We start from the raw sequence: 22,656 nt of genomic DNA on the forward strand, positions 1-22,656 counted from the left end.
ATGGAGATCGACAACCTGACCCCGGCCGAACTGCGTGTCTGGCGAGCCTTCCCGAAGGGCGAGGCCGTGGACTTCCGTACGGCCGGGGACGAAGACGTGGCGGACGGCGCCGAGTGGGATGCCGAACGCACGGTCCGGGCCTCCGTGTTGCGGGCGCTGATGCTCAACGGGCCGCAGGAGGACGGGGAGATACCCGCCCTCAAGCTCGCGGGCGCCCGGATCACCGGTGTGCTCGGGCTCCAGTACGGGACGGTCGACCACGCCGTACGCCTCAGCCATTGCCACTTCGACGACGTACCGCTGCTGTACGGCTGCCGGCTGCGCCAGTTGAACCTCAGCAACTCCGTGCTGCCCGGACTGACCGCCGCCACGATGCGCGTGGACGCCGTACTGCGGCTGACGGACTGCCGGGTGAACGGCCCGGTGCGGCTCGGCGGGGCACAGATCGCCGGAGCGCTGTTCATGGACCGCGCCGAGATCACCGCGGTCGACGCCGGCGAACCCGCGCTCCAGCTCAACCACATGACCATCGGCGACGACCTGTGGGCGCCGGGCCTGCGCGCCCACGGCGAGGTCCGCCTCAACGGCGCCACCGTCGCCGGCTCCGTCAACCTCAACGACGCCCGGCTCAGCCACCCCGGCGACATCGTCCTCGACGCGCAGACCCTCGTCGTGGAGGGCGACGTCCATCTGCGCCGGGTGCACACCTTCGGCTGGATCGGTCTGCGGGGCGCTCGGATCGCGGGCCGGCTCGACTTCTCGTACGCGCACCTGTCGAACCCGGGCGACGCGGCGCTCAGGGCGAACAGTTCCACCATCGGGGAGCTCTGGCTGCGCAAGGGGCCGCGCATACAAGGCACCCTCAGCCTGCGCCGCGCCCAGATCGACGACCTGTTCCTGGAACCCGAGGTGGTGCCGGAGGAGGTCCAGTTCAACAAGCTCGTCTACACCTCGCTCACCCCCCAGGAGCCCGCCGAGCGCCGCCTGCCGATGCTGGAGCGGGACCGTGAGGGCTATGTCCCGCACGCCTACGAGCAGTTGACCGCCGCCTACCGCCGCATCGGCGACGACCGCGCCGCACGACAGGTCCAGCTCGCCAAGCAGCGCCGCCACCGCGCCACCCTCGCCTGGTACGGGCGCCTGTGGGGCCATGTCCAGGACGCCACCGTCGGCTACGGCTTCCACCCCCTGCGGGCCTGCGTCTGGCTGGTCTCCCTGCTCGCCGTCGGCACGGTCGCCTACAGCCTCCACCACCCGCCACCGCTCAAGGCGGACGAGGCCCCGCACTTCAACGCGCTGTTCTACACCCTCGACCTGCTGCTGCCGGTGATCTCCTTCGGCCAGGAGGGCGCCTTCGCCCCGCAGGGGTGGTACCAGTCGCTGTCGTACGCGCTGGTCATCGCGGGCTGGATCCTGGCGACGACGGTCTTCGCCGGTGTGACGCGGACCGTCAACCGCCAGTGATCCCGGCTTACTTGGGGGCGCCGACCACGCCCGCCAGTTCCGCGATGTCCCCGAGCATCCGCGCCGCGTCCGGCTCCCGCCCGGTGAACAGCCGGAACGCGTCCGCGGCCTGGAAGACGGCCATGCCGCCGCCGTCCAGAGTGGCGCAGCCGAGCGCACGGGCGGTCCGCAGCAGCTCCGTCTCCAGTGGGCGGTAGACCACCTCGGCGACCCACAGCTCGGGGCGGAGCAGGTCGGCCGGGAACGGCAGGCCGGGGTGGGCGGCCATGCCGGTGGGGGTGGCGTGCACGACGCCGTCGGCGTCGGCGAGCAGCCGCGGCAGCCGGTCGGGGGTGGCCCCCGCCGCCCGGCCCTCGCCGAAGTGACGGTTGAGCGACGCCGCGAGCTCCACCGCCCGGTCGGCGAGCGCGTCGACGACGGTGACCCGTCCGGCGCCCAGGGTGAGCATGGCGTGTGCGACGGCCGCACCCGCGCCGCCCGCCCCCAGCTGTACGACCCGTTCGAGCGGCACGTCGGGCAGCCCGCGCGCGAAGGACGCCGCGAAACCGGTGACGTCGGTGTTGTGGCCGGTCGCCCGGCCGTTCTCGAAGACCACGGTGTTGACCGCGCCGAGCGCCTCGGCCTGCGGGGCGAGCGCGTCCAGGTGCCCGATGACCAGCTGCTTGCACGGGTGGGTGATGTTCAGCCCGTCGAAGCCCAGGTCACGGGCGGCCCGCACCAGATCGCCGACCGCCTCGGGGCGCACCCCCAGAACGTCGATGTCGATGAGCCGGTACAGACAGCGCAGGCCCTGCCGGTCCGCCTCCCGCTCGTGCAGCGCCGGGCTCAGCGAGGGGCCGATGCCGGCGCCGATCAGTCCGACGAGAAACGAGTCCTTGGCCACGCGGACCTCCTGAGGCGACCTAATGTACGAACCAGTACGTTAGCTATATCAGCCGGGCTGCCGCCGGGGAAGACTCCGGCCGCGCCTTCTAGAATCTGCGGCACCGGCCGCACTCCCGAAGGAACCCGATGACCAGCGTCGACGAACCGGCACGACCGAACGGGCGGATCCGCGACGCCGCCCGCACCCAGGCCGAGATCCTCGACGTGGCGACCCAGGAGTTCGCTCGGGCCGGCTACGACGGCGCCCGCGTCGACGAGATCGCCGCCCGCACCCGCACCACCAAGCGGATGATCTACTACTACTTCGGCGGCAAGGAGCAGCTGTTCACGGCCGTCCTGGAGCGGGCGTACGGCGTGATCCGCGAGGCCGAACAGGAGCTGGACGTCGAGCACCTGGACCCGGTCGCGGCGATCCGGCGCCTGGCCGAGGTGACCTTCGACCACCACGAGCAGCACCCCGACTTCATCCGCCTGGTCAGTATCGAGAACATCCACGGGGCCGAGCACATCGCCGCCTCCGAGAAGCTGGGGAAGATCGGCTCGCCCGCGCTCGACGTGATCCGCCGCATCCTGGCCTCGGGGCAGGAGTCCGGCCTGTTCACCGCCGACGTGGACGCGGTCGACCTGCACGCGATGATCAGTTCGTTCTGCTTCTTCCGGGTCGCCAACCGGCACACCTTCGGCGCGCTGTTCGGGCGTGATCTGGTCGCCGCCGAGCAGCGGGAGCACTACCGGACCATGTTGGGGGACATGGTGATCGCCTACCTGACGGCTGACCGCGCGGCCGACTGACCCGGCACGTCCGGACCCCTTGACACCCGGGATGCGCGGGCGCACCATCCTCGGCAACCGCTACTAACTATCCAGTGGGTTAATTAGCTGGATAGCTCCCGGAGTCCCCCCGAAGGAGCAACCCGTGTCCGTCCCCGCCGAAGCCGTCGGGCAACCGAAGAAGGCGGCCACCGCCGCCTGGATCGGCAGCGCCCTGGAGTACTACGACTTCTTCATCTACGGCAGTGCCGCAGCCCTGATCTTCCCGAAGGTGTTCTTCGACGAGTCCGACCCGGCCACCGCGACCCTGCTGTCGCTGGCCACGTTCGGTGTCGCCTACGCGGCCCGCCCGGTCGGCGCGCTCTTCCTCGGGCATGTCGGCGACCGGGTCGGCCGTAAGAAGATCATGGTCTTCACACTGATCCTGATGGGCCTGTCGACGTTCCTCATCGGCTGTCTGCCGACCCGCCACCAGGTCGGCACCCTCGCCCCGGTCCTGCTGGTCCTGTGCCGCGTCCTGCAGGGCATCTCGGCGGCCGGTGAGCAGGCCAGCGCCAACTCCATGAGCCTGGAGCACGCGCCGGCGCACCGCAGGGGCTTCTTCACGAGCTTCACGCTCAGCGGTACCCAGGGCGGACAGCTGCTCGCCACTCTGGTCTTCCTGCCGGTCGCCGCGCTGCCCGAGGACCAGTTGCTGTCCTGGGGCTGGCGGGTGCCGTTCTGGCTGAGCGTGGCGGTCGCCGTGGTCGGTTTCGTCATCCGCCGCAAGCTGGACGAGACACCGGCTTTCGAGCAGCAGGCCGCCTCCGAGGGCGTCCCGAAGCTTCCGCTGGTGGTACTGCTGCGGGAGCACTGGGCCGATGTGCTCCGGGTGATCGGGGGCGCGCTGATCGCCTCGGTCTCCACGATCTTCACGGTGTGGGCGCTGGCGTACGCGACGAGCGACGCGGTCGGGATGAGCCGTTCCTCGATGCTGTGGGTGGGCGCGCTGGCCAACCTCGTCGCGCTCGCGGCGATCCCCCTGTGGGCCACGCTGTCGGACCGCATCGGCCGGCGTCCGGTCTTCCTGATCGGCGCGGCGGGCAGCGCGGTGACGATGTTCCTCTACCTCTGGGCGATCTCCACGGGCAACTACCCGCTGACGCTGCTGCTCGGCATCGTCGCCTTCGGCGTCGTCTACAGCGCCGCGAACGGGGTCTGGCCGTCCTTCTACGGCGAGATGTTCCCCACCCGGGTCCGGCTGTCGGGCATGGCGATCGGCACGCAGATCGGTTTCGCGGTGGCCGGTTTCGCGGTCACCTTCGCGGCGCAGATCGCGGGCCCCGACGGCACCGACTGGTCCTCGGTGGCCCTCTTCACCGCGGCCCTGTGCGTCCCCCCGCTGATCGCCGCCCTGACGGCCCGCGAGACCCACAAGGTCCCCACGGAGGACCTCGGCTCCCGCACGCCCCGGGAGGTGCCCCGCCCGCAGAAGGTGACGGCCTGACCCTCCGCCTTCCGCTCTCCCCCCACGTCGAGCCCCCGGGCGCCCTGCCGGCACCGCACCGGGGGCTCGGGCCTGCCCGGTTCTCCACGCCTAGGCGTTCGACCAGCCCCGTGTGCACAGCACCAGCCGGTACCCGTCAGAGTCCTCCACCGTGACGCCCCACTCGTTCCAGTACGGGTTCGGCGACAGCACCCGTTTGCCGCCGTGGGCCTCGAGGCGGGCCACGAGGTCCTCCGGTACGGGCCCGTCGACGTAGATCACCAGCAAGTCCTCCTCGGTGGGGCGGGGTTCGACCGGGTGGCCCTGCTCGTGGACGAGTTCCAGGTGCCAGCCGGCGTCCGGCCATCCGAGCATCAGCAGGTCGTGCTCGCCGGGTTCGGGGCCGCCCTCGGCGCGCCACACGACACCCAGGCCGAGCCCCTCCACCCAGAACCGCTCGGCGGCGGCCAGGTCCCGGGACGGGCGGGCGATGCGGATGTGGCTGCGGCCGTTGACCGGCATGGTGACCTCTTTCCCGTTGACAGGCGACTTTTCCCGCAAGAACATCGGCACAAGCAAGCAGAAAAGAACAGACGCCGACGTCGTACTCCGCAGACCACCGCGCACTCCGGCCGGATTCAGGGGCGGCCGGGGTGCGCGGACCGCTGTCGAGGTTTGTTACGCCCCCGAACCGCCTGCGCGGGCCGGAATCCCGTACGCCCGCTCCACCCGCAACCGCAGCACCAGCCGCCGGTCCCGGACCATCGCCGCGCGGTAGTCGTCCCAGTCGGGGTGTTCGCCCTGGACGTCCCGGTACAGGCGGATGAGTTCCTCGACCGTGTCGTCGTGCGGGTCGTTCGCCACGGGGGTGAGGTCGGCCGTGCCCTCGGCGACCGTGTACGCCCATCGGTCCGGAGTCGTCACGTGGTACGAGGCGCGGGGGTCCCGGCGCAGGTTGCGGGTCTTGGCGCGGTCGTCGGTGAGGGAGACCCGGACGATCCGCTCGTCGGGGTAGTAGGCGTGGCTGACGTTCGACAGCTGGGGCCGGCCGTCGCGCTTGAGGGTGACCAGCACCCCGCCGTGGCCCTCGGAGAGCAGCCTGAGCAGTGCGTCCTGCGTCGCGTCCTGAGTCATACCACGATCAACCGGCCCGGCCGCACCCGGCATTCCCGCGACCGGCGAATCCCCGCCGACCCGCGGCTCGTCGCGGTTTCCTGAGCGACGATGATGTCTGAGGTGGTCCGGGCCGGGTATATCGGTCCGCACCTCGACGGACGCGACGGAGGAATGCGATGGCACAGCTTCGGCAAGAGGTCGATCCCGCTGAGGTGGGGCTGGACGGCAAGGCGCTGGACCGCCTCGACCAGCACTTCGCCCACTACGTCGACGAGGGCCGGATGCCCGGCTTCCTGGTGTCCGTCGCCCGCGGCGGACGCGTCGCCCACCTCACGGCGCACGGCCACCGTGACCTCGCGGCGGGCCTGCCGGTCGAGGCCGACACCCTGTGGCGGATCTACTCGATGACCAAGCCGGTCACCTCGGTGGCCGCCCTCCTGCTGGTGGAGGAGGGACGGCTGTCGCTGGACGACCCGGTCGCCGAGTATCTGCCGGCGTTCGCGGAGCCCCGGGTCCACGTGGACGGTTCCGGCGAGAGCCTCACCACCCGCCCGGCCGACGGTCCGATCCTGATCCGGCATCTGATGACCCACACCGCGGGTCTGACCTTCGCCTTCTACCACTGCCACCCGGTCGACGCCCTCTACCGCGAGGCCGGCCTGGAGTCGTCCGTGCTGCCGGGCTCGGACCTCGCCGAGACCGTCGCCGTGTACGCGAGCCTGCCGCTGCAGTTCGAGCCGGGCACGCAGTGGAACTACTCGGTCGCCTCCAACGTCCTGGGCCGGGTCATCGAGATCGTGTCCGGGCAGACCCTCGACGCCTTCTTCGCCGAGCGCGTCCTCGGGCCGCTCCGGATGACCGACGCCGGCTTCTGGGTGCCGGACGAACAGGCGGACAGGCTCTCGGAGTTGTACGGCGAGAAGGACGACGGCACCATCGAGCCGGTCCCCGGACTGCCGCTGCGGGGCCGCCCCCGCCTGCTGTCCGGCAGCGGTGGCATGGTGGCGTCCGCGTACGACGTCCACCGCTTCGCGGAGCTGCTGCGCCGCCGCGGTGAACTGGACGGCACCCGTCTGCTGTCCCCCGAGACGGTGGACCTGATGACCTCCAACCACCTCCCGGGCGGCACCGACCTGCGCGCCTTCGGTGCCAAACCCGCCCACGACGAACCCGGCAACGACGGCGTCGGCTTCGGCCTCGGCGTCTCCGTGGTGACCGACCCGGCCCGCACCCTGGCCCCCTCCGGCCTCGGTTCCTACGGCTGGAGCGGGGCGGCGTCCACGACCTTCTGGGTCGACCCGGGCCGCGACCTGACCGTGCAGTTCTTCACCCAGGTGCGACCGAAGACGCTGAAGCTGTTCCCCGACCTCAAGCGGCTGGTCCATGAAGCGGTCGTGGACTAGGACTTCCCGGTCCGCCTAGTGATCGACCCGGAGCGTGAAGTGGACGCCGTCGCGGGCGAGTTCCCCCAGCCACTGCTCGGAGCGGGCCGCCGTCTCCGCGGCCCGGTTCAGGCCTGGCGGGAGGGAGCCGTCCAGGATGTGACCGGTGCCGAGGGCGAGAGTGCGGGAGACGCAGCGGGCCATGGCGCTGTCCTGCTCGTCACCCACCAGGTCGAGGAGGTAGCCGCCGGACCAGGTGCGGCCGTCGTTCGCGCGCACGTCGAGGGAGACGGCGAGGACGACCCGGTCGCGGTCGGCGTCCGTCGTCGGGTACCTGGCCGCCAGTTCCTGGGCCAGGGCGGCGATCCGGGTGTCGTCGCCGGTCCTCAGCTCCTCGAAGACCGGCTCCCAGGCGCGCAGCCAGCCGTCCAGCCGTAGGGTCCCGCGCACGAAGGTCCGCGGTGTCCAGGTGGCGGGCAGCCCGTACTGCTCGATGAAGGGGACGCTGTCGCGGTTGGGGTAGACCTCGAAGGTCTCGCCGTCCACGACATGGCGCCGGGTCGCCTCCCAGGGGCGGTCGGCGGTGGTCGGGGTGCCGTTGTCGAGGTAACGGGCGGGCGAGCGCAGGGCGTTCAGGACTCCGGCGGGGGCCCAGCTGAAGCGGTACGTGAAGTCGTTCGGGACGGCGGGGACACCGCCGCAGTAGGAGGTGAGGCTGTACGACGCCGGTGTCGCGTCGCCGATCACACCGCGGGCCCGGGCGACGAGGCTGTGCGCGAAGAGGTGGTCGATGCCCGGGTCGAGGCCCGCCTCGGTGAGGACGACGATGCCGGCCTTCTCCGCCTCCGGCACCTGTTCGAGGACGGCGTCGGACACATAGCTGGAGCAGGCGAAGTGGGCCTTCTCGCGCACGCAGGCGGCGAGGATCCCGGCGTGTTCGGGCGCGGGCAGCATCGACACGACGACGTCCCCGGGCACCAGTGCGGCCGCGAGCGCGGACAGCGTGTAGGCGCGCGGCTCGGCCCGTCCGGTGAGCCCCAGTGCCGCGAGGGCCTCGGCGGCACGCTCCTCGGTGCGGTGCCACAGGCGGACCCGGTCGGCGGTGTCGCACAGCTCGGCCAGGCCGCTGCCGGTGGAGAGCCCGGCGCCGATCCAGTGGACGGTGCCGGTCGTGGGAACCAGGTCAGACACGGCGGAACTCCCCTTCGTCGATGCCGAGTTCACGGCACGCCTGATGGAACCGGTCCAGACAGCGCCCCCAGGGGCCGCCGACCCCGAACTCCAGCAGCAGGGGCAGCAGGGACCCCGAGAAGCCGACGCTGGACTCCTCCGGAAGCAGGGACGGCAGGTTGTCGATGGCGATCAGGTCGAGCGGGGGCTCCTTGTGCAGCCGGCGGACGGGCTCGGCCCACTCGGTGACGCGGTCGTAGACCGGCAGCACGTTCAGGGGTGAGCCGACGTCGCAAGTGACGTCGGAGAGGGTGCGCAACCGGCGGGTCGGGTCGTCCAGGTCCGCCTCACGGACGAAGGGCGGGACGGGAGTGGTGGCGAGGACACAGTTCACGAGCAGGTCGTGGGCGAGCAGGGCGGGGCGGTCCAGGCTGCGGGTCTCCTCGAGGTCCCAGCAGGCAGGCTCGACCCCGGCGGCCTTGAGCGCGACGCGCGCGCCCCGGCCGCTGCGGCCCAGGGCCCCGATCACCAGCGCCCTGAACTCCTCGTCCCCGGCGACGGGCCGCAGGACCTCCGCCAGTTCCTCCTGCGAGGTGGGCGTGAGGGGCACGGACAGCCTGCCCCGGTGCTGGAGCACGGCCAGGGCCGCACCCAGGTAACCGGCCCAGTAGCCGAACGCGGCGAGCCTGCGGCCGTGGTCGTCGACCAGGTACTCCAGGTCGAGGAGCGCCCCTCCCCCGGCGGCGAACCGGCGCAGCAGTTCCAGGGCGCCCGGCTGCTCCTTGTAGGCGTGCCCGAAGAAGATGTGCCGGTGCGGCAGGGCGGCGGGCTCGTCGGGGAGTTCCTTCAGGCCTACGACCACGGCGTCCAGCGGCGCCCGGGACGCCCAGGAACCCGCGGGCGCGACTGCGCAGCCGGCCGCCTGGTACTCCTCGATCGGGAAGATCCGTTGCGGGGACTCCTCGACGGTCAGCGTCACCCCGCTGTCGACGAGCCGCCGGGCGTCGGACGGCACGACGGGCGTGCGTCGCTCGGTGGAACGGACCTCGTGGCGCAGCCACAGATGGAGCTCGGTCATACGCGGTTGGCCTCCGGGCGCGGGGCGTCGGCCGCGAACCGGCCGGCGCTGAGCGGGCTGATGTCCACGAAGGGTACGCGGCCGAGGAAGAGGTCGCGGACGACCTCGCCGACGGCCGGCCCCTGGAGGAAACCGTGGCCGGAGAAGCCGGTCGCGTACAGGAAGCGGGAGACCGAAGTGGCCTCGCCGATCAGGGCGTTGTGGTCGGGCGTGAGCTCGTACAGGCCGGCCCAGCCGCCGGTGCGGCGCAGGTCGAGGAGGGCGGGGGCGCGATGGCTCATGGCCTCGGCGAGGCGGGGGATCCAGCGGTCGTGGGTGGCGGTGTCGAAGCCGGGTGTCTCGTCGGGGTCGGACATGCCGAGGAGGAGGCCGGGACCCTCGCCGTGGAAGTAGAGGCTGCTGGTGAAGTCGATGGTCATGGGGAGGTCGGGCGGCAGCCCCTCGACCGGTTCGGTGACCGCGATCTGGCGGCGCAGCGGCTCGACCGGCAGGTCCACGCCGACCATCGCGCCGACGGCCCGCGACCAGGCGCCGGCCGCGCAGATCACCGTGCCGGTGGCGATCCGGCCCCTGCTCGTCACGACGCCCGTGATGTCGTCGCCGTGCAGTTCGATGCCGGTGACCTCGGTGTGCCGCAGGATCGTCGCGCCGTGTCGGCGGGCGTCGGCGGCGTAGCCGTACACGACGGACTCGGGTGTGCAGTGGCCGTCCTCGGGCGAGAAGGCGGCGGCGAGCAGACCGTCGGTGGTGATGAGGGGGGACAGCCGGCGCGCCTCGGCCGGGTCGGTCATACGGCTCGGGACGCCGAGGGAGTTCTGCAGCCGCACGCTCTCCTCGAAGGAGGTGACCTCCTCCGGGCTCGACAGGAGGAACAGATAGCCGACCCGGTGCAGCCCGATGTCCTGCCCCGTCTCCTCCTCGAAGCGGCCGAAGGCCTCCAGGCTGCGCGCCCCGAGCCGGATGTTGAGCTCGTCGGAGAACTGCGCCCGCACCCCGCCCGCGGCCTTCGAGGTGGAGCCGGAGGCGAGTTCGTCGCGCTCGACGAGCACCACGTCCCGTACGCCCGCGCGCGCCAGGTGGCGGGCGATGCTCGTGCCCATGACTCCGCCGCCGATCACGACGACGTCGGCCGTGTGCGTGTTCACCGGCGCTCCCCCTTCGCCGCCTGCACCACGGCCCAGGCCGCGGCCGCGTCCTGGATGCCGAGGCCGACGCTGTTGTAGTAGACGATGTCGCCGGGGGCCGTCCGGGCCACGGCTCGTCCGGCCAGGACGTCGCCGAGCCCGACGAGATCGGTCAGCAGCCCTGTCCTGAGCGCGTCCACGACCGGCCCGGCGTGCTCCGCCGCGGTCGCCGGGTCGTCCACGACGACGGTCGCGGATCGCCGTAGGACTTCGGTGTCCACCTCCCGGCGGGTGGGCTCGAAGGATCCGACGCTCACCACCGTGCACCCGGGCGCCAGCCACTCCCCGTGCACCACCGGTGTCGTGCTCAGCGTGCAGGCCGCGACCAGGGAGGCGCCGCTCACCGCCTCCTCGGCGCTGCCGGCCGCTTCGGCGGGGAAGCCGAGTTCCCGCAGCGTCTCGGCGGCGCGGGCGCGGTTTCGCGGAGTGGGGCTCCACAGCCGTACGGATTTCAGGTCCCGCACCCGGGCGATCGCCCGCACATGGGCCAGGGCCTGGGTGCCGGAGCCCAGCACGGCCAGGTCGGCGCTGTCGGGCGTGGCCAGCGCGTCGACGGCGACGGCGCTCGCGGCGGCAGTGCGCAGGGTGGTCACCGCGGCGCCGTCCATGACGGCGGCGAGGCGGCCGGTCACCGGGTCGAGCACCGAGACCACGGCGTGGATCGTGGGCAGCCCGGCGGCCGCGTTGCCCGGATTGACGCTGCCGAACTTCGCGACGGCCCCGGAGTCGGCGGAGAGCCGGGAGACGTACGCGAAGACCACACTGTCGTCGAAGCGGCTCGGATGCATGATCTTCGCCGGCAGGTCGGCCGCCCCGGAGCCGAGGGCGGTGAAGGCCGCGCGCTGCGAGGCGATGGCCGTGTCCGCGTCGAGCAGGCGCGTGACCTGCGGTCCGGAGAGGAAGAGGACGTCGTCGGTCATTCCCTCTTCCTGTCCGGATTTCCCGTCCCGGAATCAGTCCGGTGATCAGGACAGGTGGGCCACCGCGTCCAGATGGGGCAGGACGTGGTCCAGCCGCTCCCGCTTGGTGCGCAGATAGGTGATGTTGCTCTCGCACGGCGTGATGAGCAGCGGCACCGTCTCGGCGACCTTGATGCCGTGCCGCAGCAGTGCCTCGCGCTTGCGCGGATTGTTGGACATCAGGCGGACCGAGTTCACGCCCAGGTCGTGGAAGATCTCGGCGGCGACGCCGTAGTCCCGGGAGTCCACCGGCAGACCGAGCGCGAGGTTGGCCTCGACGGTGTCCAGGCCCTCCGCCTGGAGCGCCATCGCGCGCAGCTTGGCGAGCAGTCCTATGCCCCGGCCCTCGTGGCCCCGCAGGTAGACGACGATGCCGCTGCCCTCCTTGACCACGGCCCGCAGCGCGGCATCCAGTTGGTCGCCGCATTCGCAGTGCTGGGAGCCGAACGCGTCACCGGTCAGGCACTCCGAATGCAAGCGGACGAGGACGTCGTCAGAGCCGATGTCACCGTAGACCAGGGCGACTTGTTCGTCACCGCGGTCGTGATCGAGGTAGCCGACCGCCTGGAATTTCCCGTACACGGTGGGCAGCGGGGCATTCACCACGCGTTCCACGCCGGTGCGCTGTGGTGCCTTCTTGCCGAGGACGCCAACTTTATCTGTCATGATCTGTTTCCTAAGCAGAGACGAAAGGCCGTGAAAAGATGAGCGGTTCGGGAATGCGGTCGGCGGCGTACGGTCTGTTGCCGACGGACACTACGGAAGACGTACGGACGCGGGGCGCGGGCGTTTCAACGCAGGTCGCCGTCCTTCCGGTCGGAAGCTTCGAACAGCACGGTCCGTACCTTCCCCTGGCGACCGACACGCTCGTCGCCTGTGCCGTCGCGCGGGAGATCGCCGCGGCGTACCCGGTGCACCTCCTCCCCCCGGTGACGATCTCCTGCTCGCACGAGCACGCGGCCTGGCCGGGGACCGTCAGCATCTCCTCCGTCACCCTTCATGCGGTGGTACGGGACATAGCGGCCTCGCTGCGCCGCTCGGGCGTCGAGGCGCTGGTCGTGGTCAACGGACACGGCGGCAACTACGTGCTGGGCAATGTCGTCCAGGAGGCCTCCGCCCGCGGGGAGCGGATGGCGCTCTTCCCGGCCGCGGAGGACTGGGAGGCCGCCCGTGCGGAGGCCGGCGTGGTCACCTCGCTGCTCACCGACATGCACGCGGGAGAAATCGAGACCTCCATTCTTCTGCACACCGGTCCGGAAAGTGTCCGATCCGGTTACGAGACCTCCGATTTCGTCGCGGACGACCGTCGTCATCTCCTCACCCTCGGTATGTCCGGTTACACCGATTCCGGTGTCATCGGGCGCCCTTCGCTGGGCTCGGCGGAAAAAGGGAAAGCCTTGCTGGAGAGCCTCGCGGCGTCTTTCGGTGCGTATTTCTCGGCGCTCACCGGGGAGTAGCGGTTCGCCGGGCGCAGGCCCTGGTACCAGCGGACGACCAGGACGACCGCGCCCGGCAGGCTCGCCACGAAGCTGAGGACGCCGTACACGATGGCGGTCGCGAGGCCGGCGCCGGCGCCGAGGCCCATGGCGGCGAACGCCCAGGCGGTGACGCCCTCCCGGGGGCCGAACCCGCCGACGTTCAGGGGCAGTCCCATGGCGAGCAGGGCGAGCACGGCCAGTGGCAGCAGTTCGGCTACGGAGGCGTCGGAGCCCGCGATGCGGGCGGCGAGCACGAACATCCCGAGGTGGCCGGCGAGGACGACGGCCGAAGAGAGCGCGACGCCGGGCCAGTTGCGGCGGGACAGCAGCCCCTCGCGGGCCTCGCCGAGGGTGGCGCGCAGGACCCGGCCCCGGCGGGAGGAAGGGGTCCGGTTCATCCGCAGGGCCACGACGACGGCGAGGGCGCCCAGGCCGGCGAGGCCGACGGCGGGGGCGAGGTGGCGGGCCTCGGCCAGCACCGGGGACTCCATGGTGAGCAGCACGGCACCGCCGACGACCGCCAACGCGATCTGTCCGGCGACCCGTTCGAGGACGACCGCCCGTACGCCGCGGCCCATGTCACCGCTGCTCTGCCCGTGCCGCACCGCGCGGTGCACATCGCCGAGGACACCGCCGGGCAGGGCGGCGTTCAGGAACAGGGCACGGTAGTAGTCGGCCACGGCCTCGCCGAGCGGCAGCCGGATGCGCAGCCCGCGGGCCACCAACTGCCAACGCCAGGCGCTGAACACGGTGGTCAGTACGCCGATCGCGAGCGCCGCCAGCAGGGCGGGGCCGTCGATCCGGCGCAGCCCGTCCAGGAAGACGCCGGTGCCGAGGCGCCACAGCAGGACCGCGAGGATGGTGACGCCCGCGACGGTGCCGATGTGGGTGCGCAGGGCGCGGGAGTTGAGGACTCCGCGCAGCGCTGTACGCCAGCGGGGGGCCTGAGCGGGCAGGGGCCGTGCCGCGGTCACGATCACGCCGATCCGGTCCCGGGAGACGGCGGCGTCGGTCAGGTCCGCGACGGACTCTCCGGCTGCCTCCAGGATCCGGGCCCGGGCCACGAGCGCCTCGGCCCGCGCCGTGAGTACCTCGTCCCGCGTCTGGACGACTTCGGCCTGAAGGGTGAGGGCGCGGCGGGAGAGGGTGCCCGGCTCGGGCGCCTCCGCGGGTCGCCGGACGGGCAGCCGCGCCGTACCGTTGCCGGTGCTGCGGACCGGAAGAGCCCTTCGCTCGCCCGCCCCGGCGTCGTCGCCGTGCGTCGAGTGGTCCTCCTCCCGGCGTCCGGTGCGCTCCGCACGCCGGTCGGTGTCCGGCCGCACCGTCTCCACGCTCATGACGCTCCGCCCGTCGGCCGGGACAGCGCCAGCAGGTCGCTGTGGTGGACGACGACCTTCAACTCGCCCGCGCGGCAGGCTTCCAGGCGGTCCCGGAGGTAGCGCTCGGCGGGCACCTTCAGCTCGGGCCGCTCCTCGACGGCCGCGCCGACCCAGCCGCGCAGCCACTGGGCGGTGAGCGCGGACTCGGCGGGACCGAGGCGCCAGGCACTCGGGTGCAGCCGTACCGTCGCGCCCCGTTCGGAGAACGCCTCGCAGGCGGCGGTGACGGCGTCCGGGCCGAGCAGTCCGCCGCGCCGCTGGTGGGCGTTGAACGCGTCGGCGATCTCGTCGTCCAGCGGGTCGGACGGGGTGAGTTCGACGCGGCCCGCCACGGACAGGGTGAGCAGGGCCGGGCAGCCGGCGCCCGTGCAGGCCGTGGCGAGGGTCTCGATCTCCTCGCGGGTGAGGACGTCGAGGAGCGCGGAGGCCGTCACCAGGGAGGCGCCGGCGAGGGCGTCCGGGGTGAGCAGGCCGACGTCGCCGCGGCGGGTCTCGACGGTGACCCGGCTGCCGTCGGCGGCGGAGCGCGGGGAGGCGACCGCAGCGAAGTGCAGGAGGTAGGGGTCCCGGTCGTGCAGGATCCAGTGCTGGGGGCCGTCCAGGCGGGGGGCCAGCCAGCGGCCCATCGAGCCGGTGCCGCAGCCCAGGTCGTGGATGACGAGGCCGGCCTTGCCCGGCAGGTTCGCCAGCCGGATCCGCAGCGGGTCGATCAGGTCGCCCGCCCGCGCGGCCGCGTCGGGCCCCTCCCGCAGCTCGAGCCACTCGGGGGCGTAGCGGGGAGCGTCGTCGGGACCTGCGTCCCTGAGCCGTACGGTGGGGCGCTCGCCGGGGTGGGTGCTGGGACCGGCACCGGGGATGACCGATTCCGCGTCGGTAGGAACTCCGGGCTTCACGGACGCCACCTCCCGCGGCCCCGGCTGTGCCGGGATCTTCCCGCTCTGCTTGGTCGCCGTCTTCCTCATGCCGCCCTCCTGGGCTCGCTCGGGAGTCGGCCGAGTACTCCGGCCAGGCTGCGGGCCGTGGTCGCCCAGCCGTCCAGGGCGGCCCGCCGGCCCCGGGCAGCCGCCTTCAGTCGGCGTCGTACGTCCGCCTCGCCGAACCAGCCGCGCAGTTCGGCGGCGAGGGCGGCGGGGTCCTCCGGCGGGACGAGGATGCCGGGCACGCCGCCGTCGGGGGCGCGGCCGACGGCCTCCGGCAGTCCGCCGACGTCAGTGGCCAGCACCGGAATGCCGCGCGCGAGGGCCTCGGTGACCGCCATGCCGTAGGTCTCGGCGTAGGAGGCGAGGACCAGCAGGTCGGCGGCGGCGTAGCTGGCGTCGAGCTCGGCACCGGCCTGCGGTCCCGCGAGGTGCAGGCGGTCCTGGAGGCCGTACTTCTTGATGAGCATCCGCAGACTGGCGACGTACTCGGGATCCTGGGTGATCCCGCCGACGCACACGCAGCTCCACGGCAGGTCCTGCGCGCCGGCCAGTGCCTCGATCAGCCGGTGCTGTCCCTTGCGGGGAGTCACGGCGGCCACGCACAGCAGCCGTGAGACGCCGTCGGTGCCGGAGGCGAGCGGGGCGATGTCGGCACCCGGGGTGGCCACGTGGACCCGCTCGGGGGCGAGGCCGTGGTGCGAGACGAGTCGCCGTACGGCCCAGTCGCTGGTGGCGATGACGGCGGGCACGGCCCGCAGCACCTCGCGCTCCCTGGCGTCCAGTTCGAGGGCGAGATTCGGTTCGAGGCCGGTCTCGTCGCCGAGCGGCAGGTGGACGAGGACGGCGAGGCGCAGCCGCTCCGCCTCGGGGACGATGATCTCCGGGACGCCGCAGGCGACCAGTCCGTCGATCAGGACGACGGTGTCGTCGGGCAGGTCCCGCAGGGTGCCGGCCAGTTCGGTACGGGCCGCGGCGCCCGGCCGGGGCCAGCTGCCGGCCACCGCGTGGCGCTCGACCTGCCAGCCGAAGCCGGGCAGGTCCAGGCAGACCCGCCGGTCGTAGGCGTTGCCGCCGCTCGGCGCGGTCGAGTCGTCCACGCCACCGGGCATCACGAAGTGCACGGACCGCAGGGACATCGGGATGATCTCGGCCTTCTTGAGGGCGGAGTGCTGCACGGGCACGTAGTCGAGCGTGCCCGCCCGCCCGGTGGTCATGTCGGTCACAGCGCACGCTCGTAACTCGCCCAGGCGACATGCGACTCGTGCAGGGTGACGGTCAGGCCCGCGAGGCCCTTGGCGCCCTCGCCGAGAGCGCCCTTCGTGATGCGCTCGGCGAGCCGGTCCGCGATGACCTTGGCCAGGAACTCCGTCGAGGTGTTGATCCCGGCGAAGTCGGCCTCGTTGTCGAGGTTGCGGTAGTTCAACTCGCTGACGACGGCACCGAGTTCCTGGGTGGCCAGTCCGATGTCGACGACGATGTTGTCGTCGTCCAGCTGTTCGCGCCGGAACGTGGCGTCCACCAGGAACGTGGCTCCGTGCAGACGCTGCGCGGGCCCGAAGACCTCGCCGCGGAAGCTGTGGGCGATCATGATGTGATCGCGGACGGTGATGCTGAACAACGGACGACCCTCCAGGTGCGGCGCGTCTGGTCCCCGGCTGAACCCTGCCGGGGGATGCCGTGTAGTACGGCCCTTCGCGTCCCCTTGTTCAGCCGTATCTCACTCTTTTCTCAGGTCAGGCGCTCTTGCCGTACCTCACGAGGTGACAGAGGGCAGGAATTTCCCCCCTGGCCAGCTTCGGCATCACCTCGGGGAGTTCTTCGAACGCGCTTTCCCCCGTGATGAGGGCGTCGAGCGCCGGGTCGGCGAGCAGCTTCAGCGCGAGGGCGAGCCGGTCGCCGTAGCTGCGGTTGCCGCGCGCCGGGGACACGGTGCCGACCTGGCTGCTGCGGATGACGAGCCGCCGGGAGTGGAAGGCCTCACCGAGCGGGAGGGCGACCTTGCGGTCGCCGTACCAGCTCAGTTCGAGGACCGTGCCCTCGGCGCTGAGGAGTTCCAGGGAGCGGGCGAGGCCCTGTTCGGTGGCGCTGGCGTGGACGACGAGGTCGCAGTCGCCGAGGGCGTCCGCGGGGGACGCGAAGCCGACGCCGAGGGCCTCGGCGGTCTTGGCGCGGGCGGGGTCGGCGTCCACCAGCTGGACCCGGACGCCCGGAAAGCGGGCCAGCAGCGCGGCGACCGAGCTGCCCACCATGCCGCCGCCGACCACCGCGATCCGGTCGCCGATCAGGGGGGCCGCGTCCCAGAGGGCGTTCACGGCGGTCTCGACCGTGCCGGCGAGGACGGCCCGTTCGGCGGGTACGTCGTCCGGTACGACCGTCACGGCGCTCGCGGGAACTACGTACCGCGTCTGATGCGGGTACAGACAGAAGACGGTCCTGCCCTTCACCGCGGAGGGCCCCTCCTCCACCACTCCGACGCTGAGGTAGCCGTACTTCACCGGCCCCGGGAAGTCGCCCTCCTGGAACGGTGCCCGCATGGTCGCGTACTGGCTCTCGGGCACCCCGCCGCGGAACACGAGTGTCTCCGTGCCCCTGCTGACTCCTGAGTACAGCGAGCGGACCAGCACCTCGTCCTCACGCGGGGCAGGAAGGGTGACCTCCCGTATCTCGCCCTCGCCCGGAGAGCGGAGCCAGAACGCGCGTGCGGCGGCCTTCATCGAGAACCTCCTGAACGATCGGGAACCCGGGCACGTACCTCGTCACGTACCGAGATGTGCACAGGCCGCGCACAGTACGCGGCCTTGATCGACTCTGTCATCTGGCCGGAGGAATGTGCGGTGGCCCTGAACAACACTTACGAAGCAAGGCTGGTCCAGCAGGAGACCGCTGTGGGAGCGGGTCTGCAGATCCTGTTGCTGGCCCTGCTCGGCACGGCGATCGGCATGGGGCCCGCGGGCTGGCTGACCGGCCTCGCCTTCGCCGTCGCCACCTGGGCCGTGCTCTCCAGGGCGCTGCACCGCACCCGGCCCCGCTCCTTCGGTCCGGCCAACCGGGTGACCCTCGGCCGGGCGACCCTCGTCGGCGGGGTGACCGCGCTGGTCGCGGACTCCTTCCAGGACTCCCCGCCGGTGACGCTGTTCGTGGGCCTGACCGCGGTGGCTCTGATCCTCGACGGCGTCGACGGCAAGGTCGCCCGCGCCACAGGCACCTCGACCCCGCTGGGCGCGCGGTTCGACATGGAGGTCGACGCGTTCCTGATCCTGGTGCTCAGTGTGTACGTCTCGATGTCGCAGGGCCCGTGGGTCCTGCTGATCGGCGCCATGCGCTACGGCTTCGTCGCCGCGGCCCGCGTCTGGAACTGGCTGAACGCCCCCCTGCCGCCGAGCATGGCCCGCAAGACGGTGGCCGCGCTCCAGGGGATCCTGCTGCTCGTGGCCGCGTCCGGATACCTGCCGTACTCGGCGACCTTCGGGGTCGTGGCCGTCGCTCTGGGGACGCTGGTCTGGTCGTTCGGCCGGGACATCCTGTGGCTGTGGCGCACGCACCGGGCGGACCAGGCGGCGGTGGGCGAGCTGCTGGAGCTGGAGTTCGTGGCGGTGGAGCGGGAGCCGGAGGCGGTGGCCTCCTGAGGCCCTGCCGGCTCGAGGGTCAGCTTTTGAGCGGCACCCGGTACACCATCGACTCCCGCTGCCGGAACCCCTGCCGCTCGTACAGCCGGTTGGCCGCCGCCCGGTCCGGGCGGGAGGTCAGATCGACGGTACGGGCCCCGGCCTCCCGGGCGAGCCGGATGGCCTCCCGGATCAGCAGTCCGGCGATGCCCTGGCCGCGTGCCTCGTGATCGACGATCACGTCCTCGATACGGGCCCGCAGTCCGGCGGGCGCGGGGAACATGACCAGGGTGAGAGTGCCGATGACCGACCCGGCCGACGACCTGGCGATCAGCATGGTGTTGGCGTCACAGGCCAGGATGCGGTCGAGCGCCGCGAGGTCGAGGGCCTCGGCCGTCGAGGACAGCTGCGGCAGCATCCGCGCGAACGCGTCGACAAGCTCCTGATCCGCCTTCCGGGCGATCTCCACCCGGATGTCCTGAGTCTCCATGGGGGGACCCTATCGCCGAGAGCTCCGCGTCACGGCGGATCGAGCGGCCACGCCGACGGAGCGGCCGGGCGCGTGAGCCGTCCGCTGGGTTCCTGGGTGGGCCTGCCCGACCCTTCAACGGTTTCCTGACGTGGGCACTGTGCCCGACCGACCCTCGGTCCGCGCCAGAACCGGCACCCCCAGAACGGCGAGCCCGCCCGGAACCGGGCCGCCTCGCCCGCCGGTCCCCCCTCCGAGTCGGCGCCGACACCCGCCCCACGGCGAGCCCGACCGGAACCGAACCACCTCGGCCCGCCCGCACAGGGCCTACCGCCGCGGCAACAGACCGATCGCCGCGACCGGTACCACTGCCAGTACCAGCCACGGCACCGCGGCCGGCAGTCCGCTGTCCAGCAGCGAGCCGGTGACGGAGCTGCCGATCAGCACGATCAGCCCGGAGACCGAGGACAGCGCCCCGGTGTAGAGGCCGAGCCGGCCCTCCTCGGCGAGGTCCGGGACCCAGGCCCGGGCCACGGGGGCGACGAGCATCTGCCCGAAGGTGAGCAGGACGACGAATCCGGCCGAGGGCAGCAAGCCCGCCGTACCGGTCCAGTCCGCCGGCCGCGACACGGCGACGACCGCGAACCCCGCGCCGATCAGCAGCAGTCCGGCCACCATGGACCGGCGCAACGACAGTCGGGAGCCGACCCAGCGGGTGACGGGGAGCTGGGCGGTCACCACCAGCAGCGAGGACAGCGCGAACAGCCAGGCCAGCGCGGACTGCGAACCGGTCGCGCGTTCCACCTCGTCGGGGAGGGCGAGGTACAGCTGGTTGTAGGCGAGCAGGTAGGCACCGTACGCGCAGCACAGCGCGAGGAAGCGGCGGTTGCGGATCAGCACCCCCAACCCGCCTTCCAGCCGCACCCGTTGCCGCCCCGGAATGTGCTGCGGCAACATCCACGCGTGCCCGGCGAGGACGAGCACGAAGACCCCGGCCCCCGCCAGACACACCGTCCGGAAGTCCACCGACAGCAACACCGCGCCGAGCAACGGCCCGACGAACGCCCCGGCCTGCCCGGCGACGGTGAACAGCGCGAGCACGCGGGTGCGTTGACCGCCCGCTTCCTCATGGATGACGGCCTGTCGGGCGACCTCGGACTCCACCGCCGGCGAGAACAGGGCGGCGGCGAACCCGATGAGCAGCACGGCCCCGATGACCGCCCCCGACCGTTCGGCGTACCCCAGCCAGGCGAACCCGGCGATCCGCAGCACACATCCGGCCAGGACGACCGGCCGGATCCCGTACCGGTCGGCGAGCGCCCCGCCCACCACGAACAGCCCCTGCTGGCTGAAGGTCCTCAGCCCCAGCACGAATCCGACCAGCCAGCCCGCCATGCCGACGGCCTGTCCCAGGTGCTCGGACAGGAAGGGCAGAACGGCGAAGAAGCCGATGTTGAAGGCGAGTTGCGTGAGGATCAGCAGCCGTAGCAGCGGAGAAAGCGGGACGGGCTTCCGCAGATCGACTGACGTGGACGTCATACGACCTCCACCAACTCCCGGGCGGGCGAGGGTTGTTCGGTTCCGGTCGCGGTCGTACGAGGACGCGCGCGCCGTCGCGGCCACCGCACCCCGCCCGCCGAACTCACCGCCAGCGCGCCCAGCAGGGCGAGGGCGGCGGCGGGGGCGAGGACGGCCCAGGGGGCACGTTCGGCGTAGGGCTGGTTCTCGGCGAGGAGCAGGCCCCACTCCGGGGAGGGCGGCTGGGTGCCCAGACCGAGGAAGCCGAGGGAGGCGAGAGCCAGGGCGACTCCGGGCAGGCGCAGCAGGGCGTGCCGGGTGACGGGCGGCAGGATCGCGGGCAGCACTTCGTACCGCAGGAGGTACCAGCGGCTCGCGCCCAGACCTCGGGTGGCCGTCAGATGCGGGGTGGCGTGTTCCTGCCGGAGCAGCGAGGAGGTGTGCGCGGCGAGCGCCGCCCAGGAGACGGTGGCCACGGCGATCGCGGGCGTGGTGGCGCCGCTCCCGGCGACGGCGGTCACGAGCAGCGCGGCGAGCACCGGCGGTACGGCGTTGACGGTGTCTACGAGCGGCCCGGACAGCCGGGGCAACAGGCCCAGCAGGACGCCGACGACCAGTGCGGTGACGCTGATGGCGAGGGCGACCAGCAGGGTGTCGAGGGCGCCGTGGCCGACCCGGGCGAGCAGGTCACGGCCGAGCGAGTCGGTGCCGAACGGGTGCGCCCAGGAGGGGGATTGGAGTCGGGCGCCGGTGTCCAGGGCGAGCGGGTCGCGGAGCAGGCCGAGCGCGACGACGGCGGTCAGGAGGCCGCCGTACACGAGAGGCAGGGCGCTGCGGTCGGACCGTCGCGGCCGGTGCAGGGAGTCCAGGGCGCCGTCGCGCAGGGCCGGGCCGGTCAGGCGGCGGACGGCGAGTGCCGCGAGGCCGGTGGTGGTGACGGCGAGGAGCAGGAGGGCGAGGGTCCCCGCCTGGAGTACGGGCAGGTCCTGTGCGAGGGCGGCCTGCAGGGTGGTGCGGCCGAGGCCCGGGATGTCGTAGATCTGCTCCACCGCGACAGAACCGGCCGTGAGGCCCACGACGAACAGGCCCAGGTTGGGCAGCAGTGCGGGGACGCAGCGGCGGACCGCCTTGGCGGCAAGGGTTCGGCCCGGCAGTCCGCGGGCCTCCGCGGCCAGCACCCAGGGTTCGGCGAAGGCACCCGGCAGCAGATCGTCGAGGAGGCGGCCGAGCACGGCCCCGGCGGGCAGGCCGAGGGCGAGGGCGGGCAGCACCGTCCACTGGGGGCCGTACCAGCCGAGGGCGGGCAGCCAGCCGAGTTGTACGCCGACGACGGTGGCCAGTACGGAGGCGGTGAGGAACTCGGGCAGCGCGGCGAGCATCGCCGAGGCCCCACCCCCGGCCCGTCGCCCGTCGAGGCGTCGGTGCGCGCCGAGCCACAGCGTGCGGGCGCACACCAGGGCGGCGGTGGCGGCGGCGACCGCGAGTGCCACCGTGACCAGCAGCAGGGTCACCCCGAGTGCCTGGACGACGCTCGGGGTGACCTCCGTGCCGTTCAGCCAGGACCGGCCGGCGTCCCCGCGGGGCAGCCCGCCGAGCCATTGGCCGAGCAGGTGCAAGGGGCCCTGGTCCAGGCCGAGTTGGGCCCGGATGTCGGCCAGTACCCGCGGCGTCGGGTCGCGGTCCGCCGAGCGGGCCTTGAGCACGGTGAGCGCCGGGTCGGTGCGGGACAGCCAGGGCAGCAGGCCGATCCCGCACACCAGGGCCGCCGCGAGCAGGACCCGCCACAGCAGGGAGGCCACTTGATGCCGCATGG

Annotated in this window: 21 protein-coding genes and 1 pseudogene; 6 read left to right on the plus strand and 16 right to left on the minus strand. The window is 72.5% G+C overall.

All coding sequences use genetic code 11. The features are described 5' to 3' along the window. Nucleotides 1-1,464 carry a translocation/assembly module TamB domain-containing protein gene (locus RNB18_RS21285; RefSeq protein ID WP_311715680.1) on the plus strand — a complete coding sequence of 488 codons (1,464 nt, stop codon included), beginning with the start codon at nt 1-3 and terminating at the stop codon, nt 1,462-1,464. A 7-nt stretch (nt 1,465-1,471) separates the two neighbouring features. Here RNB18_RS21285 and RNB18_RS21290 read toward each other — a convergent pair whose 3' ends face one another. Beyond that, nucleotides 1,472-2,347 carry a shikimate dehydrogenase gene (locus tag RNB18_RS21290; RefSeq protein ID WP_311715681.1) on the minus strand — a complete coding sequence of 292 codons (876 nt, stop codon included), beginning with the start codon at nt 2,345-2,347 and terminating at the stop codon, nt 1,472-1,474. 128 nt (nt 2,348-2,475) lie between these two features. Between RNB18_RS21290 and RNB18_RS21295 the strand changes: the two genes are divergently transcribed. Both RNB18_RS21295 and RNB18_RS21300 read left to right on the plus strand, forming a co-directional pair. Beyond that, the gene (locus RNB18_RS21295; protein WP_069760480.1) at nt 2,476-3,141 is read left to right on the plus strand and encodes a TetR/AcrR family transcriptional regulator; all 666 of its coding nucleotides are present in this window, start codon (nt 2,476-2,478) and stop codon (nt 3,139-3,141) included. A 124-nt stretch (nt 3,142-3,265) separates the two neighbouring features. Then, nucleotides 3,266-4,606 carry an MFS transporter gene (locus RNB18_RS21300; RefSeq protein WP_311715682.1) on the plus strand — a complete coding sequence of 447 codons (1,341 nt, stop codon included), beginning with the start codon at nt 3,266-3,268 and terminating at the stop codon, nt 4,604-4,606. Between the two features lie 90 nt (nt 4,607-4,696). On the opposite strand, the gene RNB18_RS21305 is transcribed toward RNB18_RS21300, so the two are convergent. Both RNB18_RS21305 and RNB18_RS21310 read right to left on the minus strand, forming a co-directional pair. Continuing rightward, entirely contained in the window at nt 4,697-5,107 is a 411-nt protein-coding gene (locus RNB18_RS21305) for a VOC family protein (protein WP_311715683.1), read from the minus strand. Nucleotides 5,108-5,263: 156 nt separating this feature from the next. Next, nucleotides 5,264-5,719, minus strand: a complete 456-nt coding sequence (locus RNB18_RS21310) for a PPOX class F420-dependent oxidoreductase (RefSeq protein WP_311715684.1) — start codon at nt 5,717-5,719, stop codon at nt 5,264-5,266. Between the two features lie 158 nt (nt 5,720-5,877). Between RNB18_RS21310 and RNB18_RS21315 the strand changes: the two genes are divergently transcribed. Continuing rightward, nucleotides 5,878-7,104, plus strand: coding sequence for a serine hydrolase domain-containing protein (locus tag RNB18_RS21315; RefSeq protein ID WP_311715685.1), 1,227 nt, complete (start codon nt 5,878-5,880; stop codon nt 7,102-7,104). A 15-nt stretch (nt 7,105-7,119) separates the two neighbouring features. On the opposite strand, the gene RNB18_RS21320 is transcribed toward RNB18_RS21315, so the two are convergent. From RNB18_RS21320 to ribA, 5 genes are read right to left on the minus strand one after another with little or no spacing between them, the layout of a single operon-like run. After that, nucleotides 7,120-8,274 (minus strand): saccharopine dehydrogenase family protein, encoded by a 1,155-nt coding sequence (locus tag RNB18_RS21320; RefSeq protein ID WP_311715686.1) that lies wholly within the window; start codon nt 8,272-8,274, stop codon nt 7,120-7,122. Further along, a complete protein-coding gene (locus RNB18_RS21325) occupies nt 8,267-9,331 on the minus strand; it encodes a saccharopine dehydrogenase (RefSeq protein ID WP_311715687.1) in 1,065 nt (354 codons plus the stop codon). Before RNB18_RS21325 ends, RNB18_RS21320 begins: the two co-directional genes overlap by 8 nt. After that, nucleotides 9,328-10,476, minus strand: a complete 1,149-nt coding sequence (locus RNB18_RS21330) for an NAD(P)/FAD-dependent oxidoreductase (RefSeq protein WP_311715688.1) — start codon at nt 10,474-10,476, stop codon at nt 9,328-9,330. The genes RNB18_RS21325 and RNB18_RS21330 overlap by 4 nt, the downstream gene beginning before the upstream one ends. Beyond that, the gene (locus tag RNB18_RS21335) at nt 10,473-11,435 is read right to left on the minus strand and encodes an ornithine cyclodeaminase family protein (protein ID WP_311715689.1); all 963 of its coding nucleotides are present in this window, start codon (nt 11,433-11,435) and stop codon (nt 10,473-10,475) included. Before RNB18_RS21335 ends, RNB18_RS21330 begins: the two co-directional genes overlap by 4 nt. A gap of 45 nt (nt 11,436-11,480) precedes the next feature. Next, complete coding sequence (gene ribA / locus RNB18_RS21340) at nt 11,481-12,140, minus strand: GTP cyclohydrolase II (RefSeq protein ID WP_311715690.1); 660 nt, start codon at nt 12,138-12,140, stop codon at nt 11,481-11,483. A gap of 38 nt (nt 12,141-12,178) precedes the next feature. On the opposite strand from ribA, the gene RNB18_RS21345 reads away from it, so the two are divergent. Continuing rightward, entirely contained in the window at nt 12,179-12,931 is a 753-nt protein-coding gene (locus tag RNB18_RS21345; RefSeq protein WP_311715691.1) for a creatininase family protein, read from the plus strand. 62 nt (nt 12,932-12,993) lie between these two features. Here the strand turns inward: RNB18_RS21345 and RNB18_RS21350 are convergent. The 5 genes and pseudogenes from RNB18_RS21350 to RNB18_RS21370 all read right to left on the minus strand — a co-directional run. Then, nucleotides 12,994-14,289, minus strand: a pseudogene (locus tag RNB18_RS21350) (lysylphosphatidylglycerol synthase transmembrane domain-containing protein); the annotation flags it as partial. Further along, entirely contained in the window at nt 14,286-15,293 is a 1,008-nt protein-coding gene (locus tag RNB18_RS21355; protein ID WP_311715692.1) for a class I SAM-dependent methyltransferase, read from the minus strand. The pseudogene RNB18_RS21350 and the gene RNB18_RS21355, both read right to left, overlap by 4 nt. Next, nucleotides 15,290-16,465, minus strand: coding sequence for a glycosyltransferase family 4 protein (locus tag RNB18_RS21360; protein ID WP_394817652.1), 1,176 nt, complete (start codon nt 16,463-16,465; stop codon nt 15,290-15,292). Before RNB18_RS21360 ends, RNB18_RS21355 begins: the two co-directional genes overlap by 4 nt. Before the next feature lie 5 nt (nt 16,466-16,470). Continuing rightward, complete coding sequence (locus RNB18_RS21365; protein ID WP_311715694.1) at nt 16,471-16,869, minus strand: 6-pyruvoyl trahydropterin synthase family protein; 399 nt, start codon at nt 16,867-16,869, stop codon at nt 16,471-16,473. Between the two features lie 115 nt (nt 16,870-16,984). Continuing rightward, a complete protein-coding gene (locus tag RNB18_RS21370; RefSeq protein ID WP_311715695.1) occupies nt 16,985-17,965 on the minus strand; it encodes a zinc-dependent alcohol dehydrogenase in 981 nt (326 codons plus the stop codon). Nucleotides 17,966-18,085: 120 nt separating this feature from the next. Here RNB18_RS21370 and RNB18_RS21375 point away from each other — a divergent pair, with 120 nt between their 5' ends. Further along, on the plus strand, nt 18,086-18,877 hold the full coding sequence (locus tag RNB18_RS21375) for a CDP-alcohol phosphatidyltransferase family protein (protein ID WP_311716020.1): 792 nt from the start codon (nt 18,086-18,088) through the stop codon (nt 18,875-18,877). A 19-nt stretch (nt 18,878-18,896) separates the two neighbouring features. Here the strand turns inward: RNB18_RS21375 and RNB18_RS21380 are convergent, their stop codons facing one another. The 3 genes from RNB18_RS21380 to RNB18_RS21390 form a co-directional block, all read right to left on the minus strand. Next, nucleotides 18,897-19,346: a GNAT family N-acetyltransferase gene (locus tag RNB18_RS21380; RefSeq protein ID WP_311715696.1), complete on the minus strand. Its 450-nt coding sequence runs from the start codon at nt 19,344-19,346 to the stop codon at nt 18,897-18,899. 306 nt (nt 19,347-19,652) lie between these two features. After that, nucleotides 19,653-20,864, minus strand: coding sequence for an MDR family MFS transporter (locus tag RNB18_RS21385; protein ID WP_311715697.1), 1,212 nt, complete (start codon nt 20,862-20,864; stop codon nt 19,653-19,655). Continuing rightward, entirely contained in the window at nt 20,861-22,654 is a 1,794-nt protein-coding gene (locus RNB18_RS21390) for an ABC transporter permease subunit (protein ID WP_311715699.1), read from the minus strand. Before RNB18_RS21390 ends, RNB18_RS21385 begins: the two co-directional genes overlap by 4 nt. Nucleotides 22,655-22,656 lie beyond the last annotated feature (2 nt).

Source organism: Streptomyces doebereineriae (genome assembly GCF_031845645.1).
In the GTDB taxonomy this organism is placed as follows: Bacteria; Actinomycetota; Actinomycetes; order Streptomycetales; family Streptomycetaceae; genus Streptomyces; species Streptomyces canus.

Coding starts and splice junctions, on each gene's coding strand:
- RNB18_RS21285 (WP_311715680.1), top strand. CDS start 1: ATGGAGATCGACAACCTGACCCCGGCCGAACTGCGTGTCTGGCGAGCC.
- RNB18_RS21295 (WP_069760480.1), top strand. CDS start 2,476: ATGACCAGCGTCGACGAACCGGCACGACCGAACGGGCGGATCCGCGAC.
- RNB18_RS21305 (WP_311715683.1), bottom strand. CDS start 5,107: ATGCCGGTCAACGGCCGCAGCCACATCCGCATCGCCCGCCCGTCCCGG.
- RNB18_RS21310 (WP_311715684.1), bottom strand. CDS start 5,719: ATGACTCAGGACGCGACGCAGGACGCACTGCTCAGGCTGCTCTCCGAG.
- RNB18_RS21315 (WP_311715685.1), top strand. CDS start 5,878: ATGGCACAGCTTCGGCAAGAGGTCGATCCCGCTGAGGTGGGGCTGGAC.
- RNB18_RS21325 (WP_311715687.1), bottom strand. CDS start 9,331: ATGACCGAGCTCCATCTGTGGCTGCGCCACGAGGTCCGTTCCACCGAG.
- RNB18_RS21335 (WP_311715689.1), bottom strand. CDS start 11,435: ATGACCGACGACGTCCTCTTCCTCTCCGGACCGCAGGTCACGCGCCTG.
- ribA (WP_311715690.1), bottom strand. CDS start 12,140: ATGACAGATAAAGTTGGCGTCCTCGGCAAGAAGGCACCACAGCGCACC.
- RNB18_RS21345 (WP_311715691.1), top strand. CDS start 12,179: ATGAGCGGTTCGGGAATGCGGTCGGCGGCGTACGGTCTGTTGCCGACG.
- RNB18_RS21355 (WP_311715692.1), bottom strand. CDS start 15,293: ATGAGGAAGACGGCGACCAAGCAGAGCGGGAAGATCCCGGCACAGCCG.
- RNB18_RS21360 (WP_394817652.1), bottom strand. CDS start 16,465: ATGACCACCGGGCGGGCGGGCACGCTCGACTACGTGCCCGTGCAGCAC.
- RNB18_RS21370 (WP_311715695.1), bottom strand. CDS start 17,965: ATGAAGGCCGCCGCACGCGCGTTCTGGCTCCGCTCTCCGGGCGAGGGC.
- RNB18_RS21380 (WP_311715696.1), bottom strand. CDS start 19,346: ATGGAGACTCAGGACATCCGGGTGGAGATCGCCCGGAAGGCGGATCAG.
- RNB18_RS21385 (WP_311715697.1), bottom strand. CDS start 20,864: ATGACGTCCACGTCAGTCGATCTGCGGAAGCCCGTCCCGCTTTCTCCG.
- RNB18_RS21390 (WP_311715699.1), bottom strand. CDS start 22,654: ATGCGGCATCAAGTGGCCTCCCTGCTGTGGCGGGTCCTGCTCGCGGCG.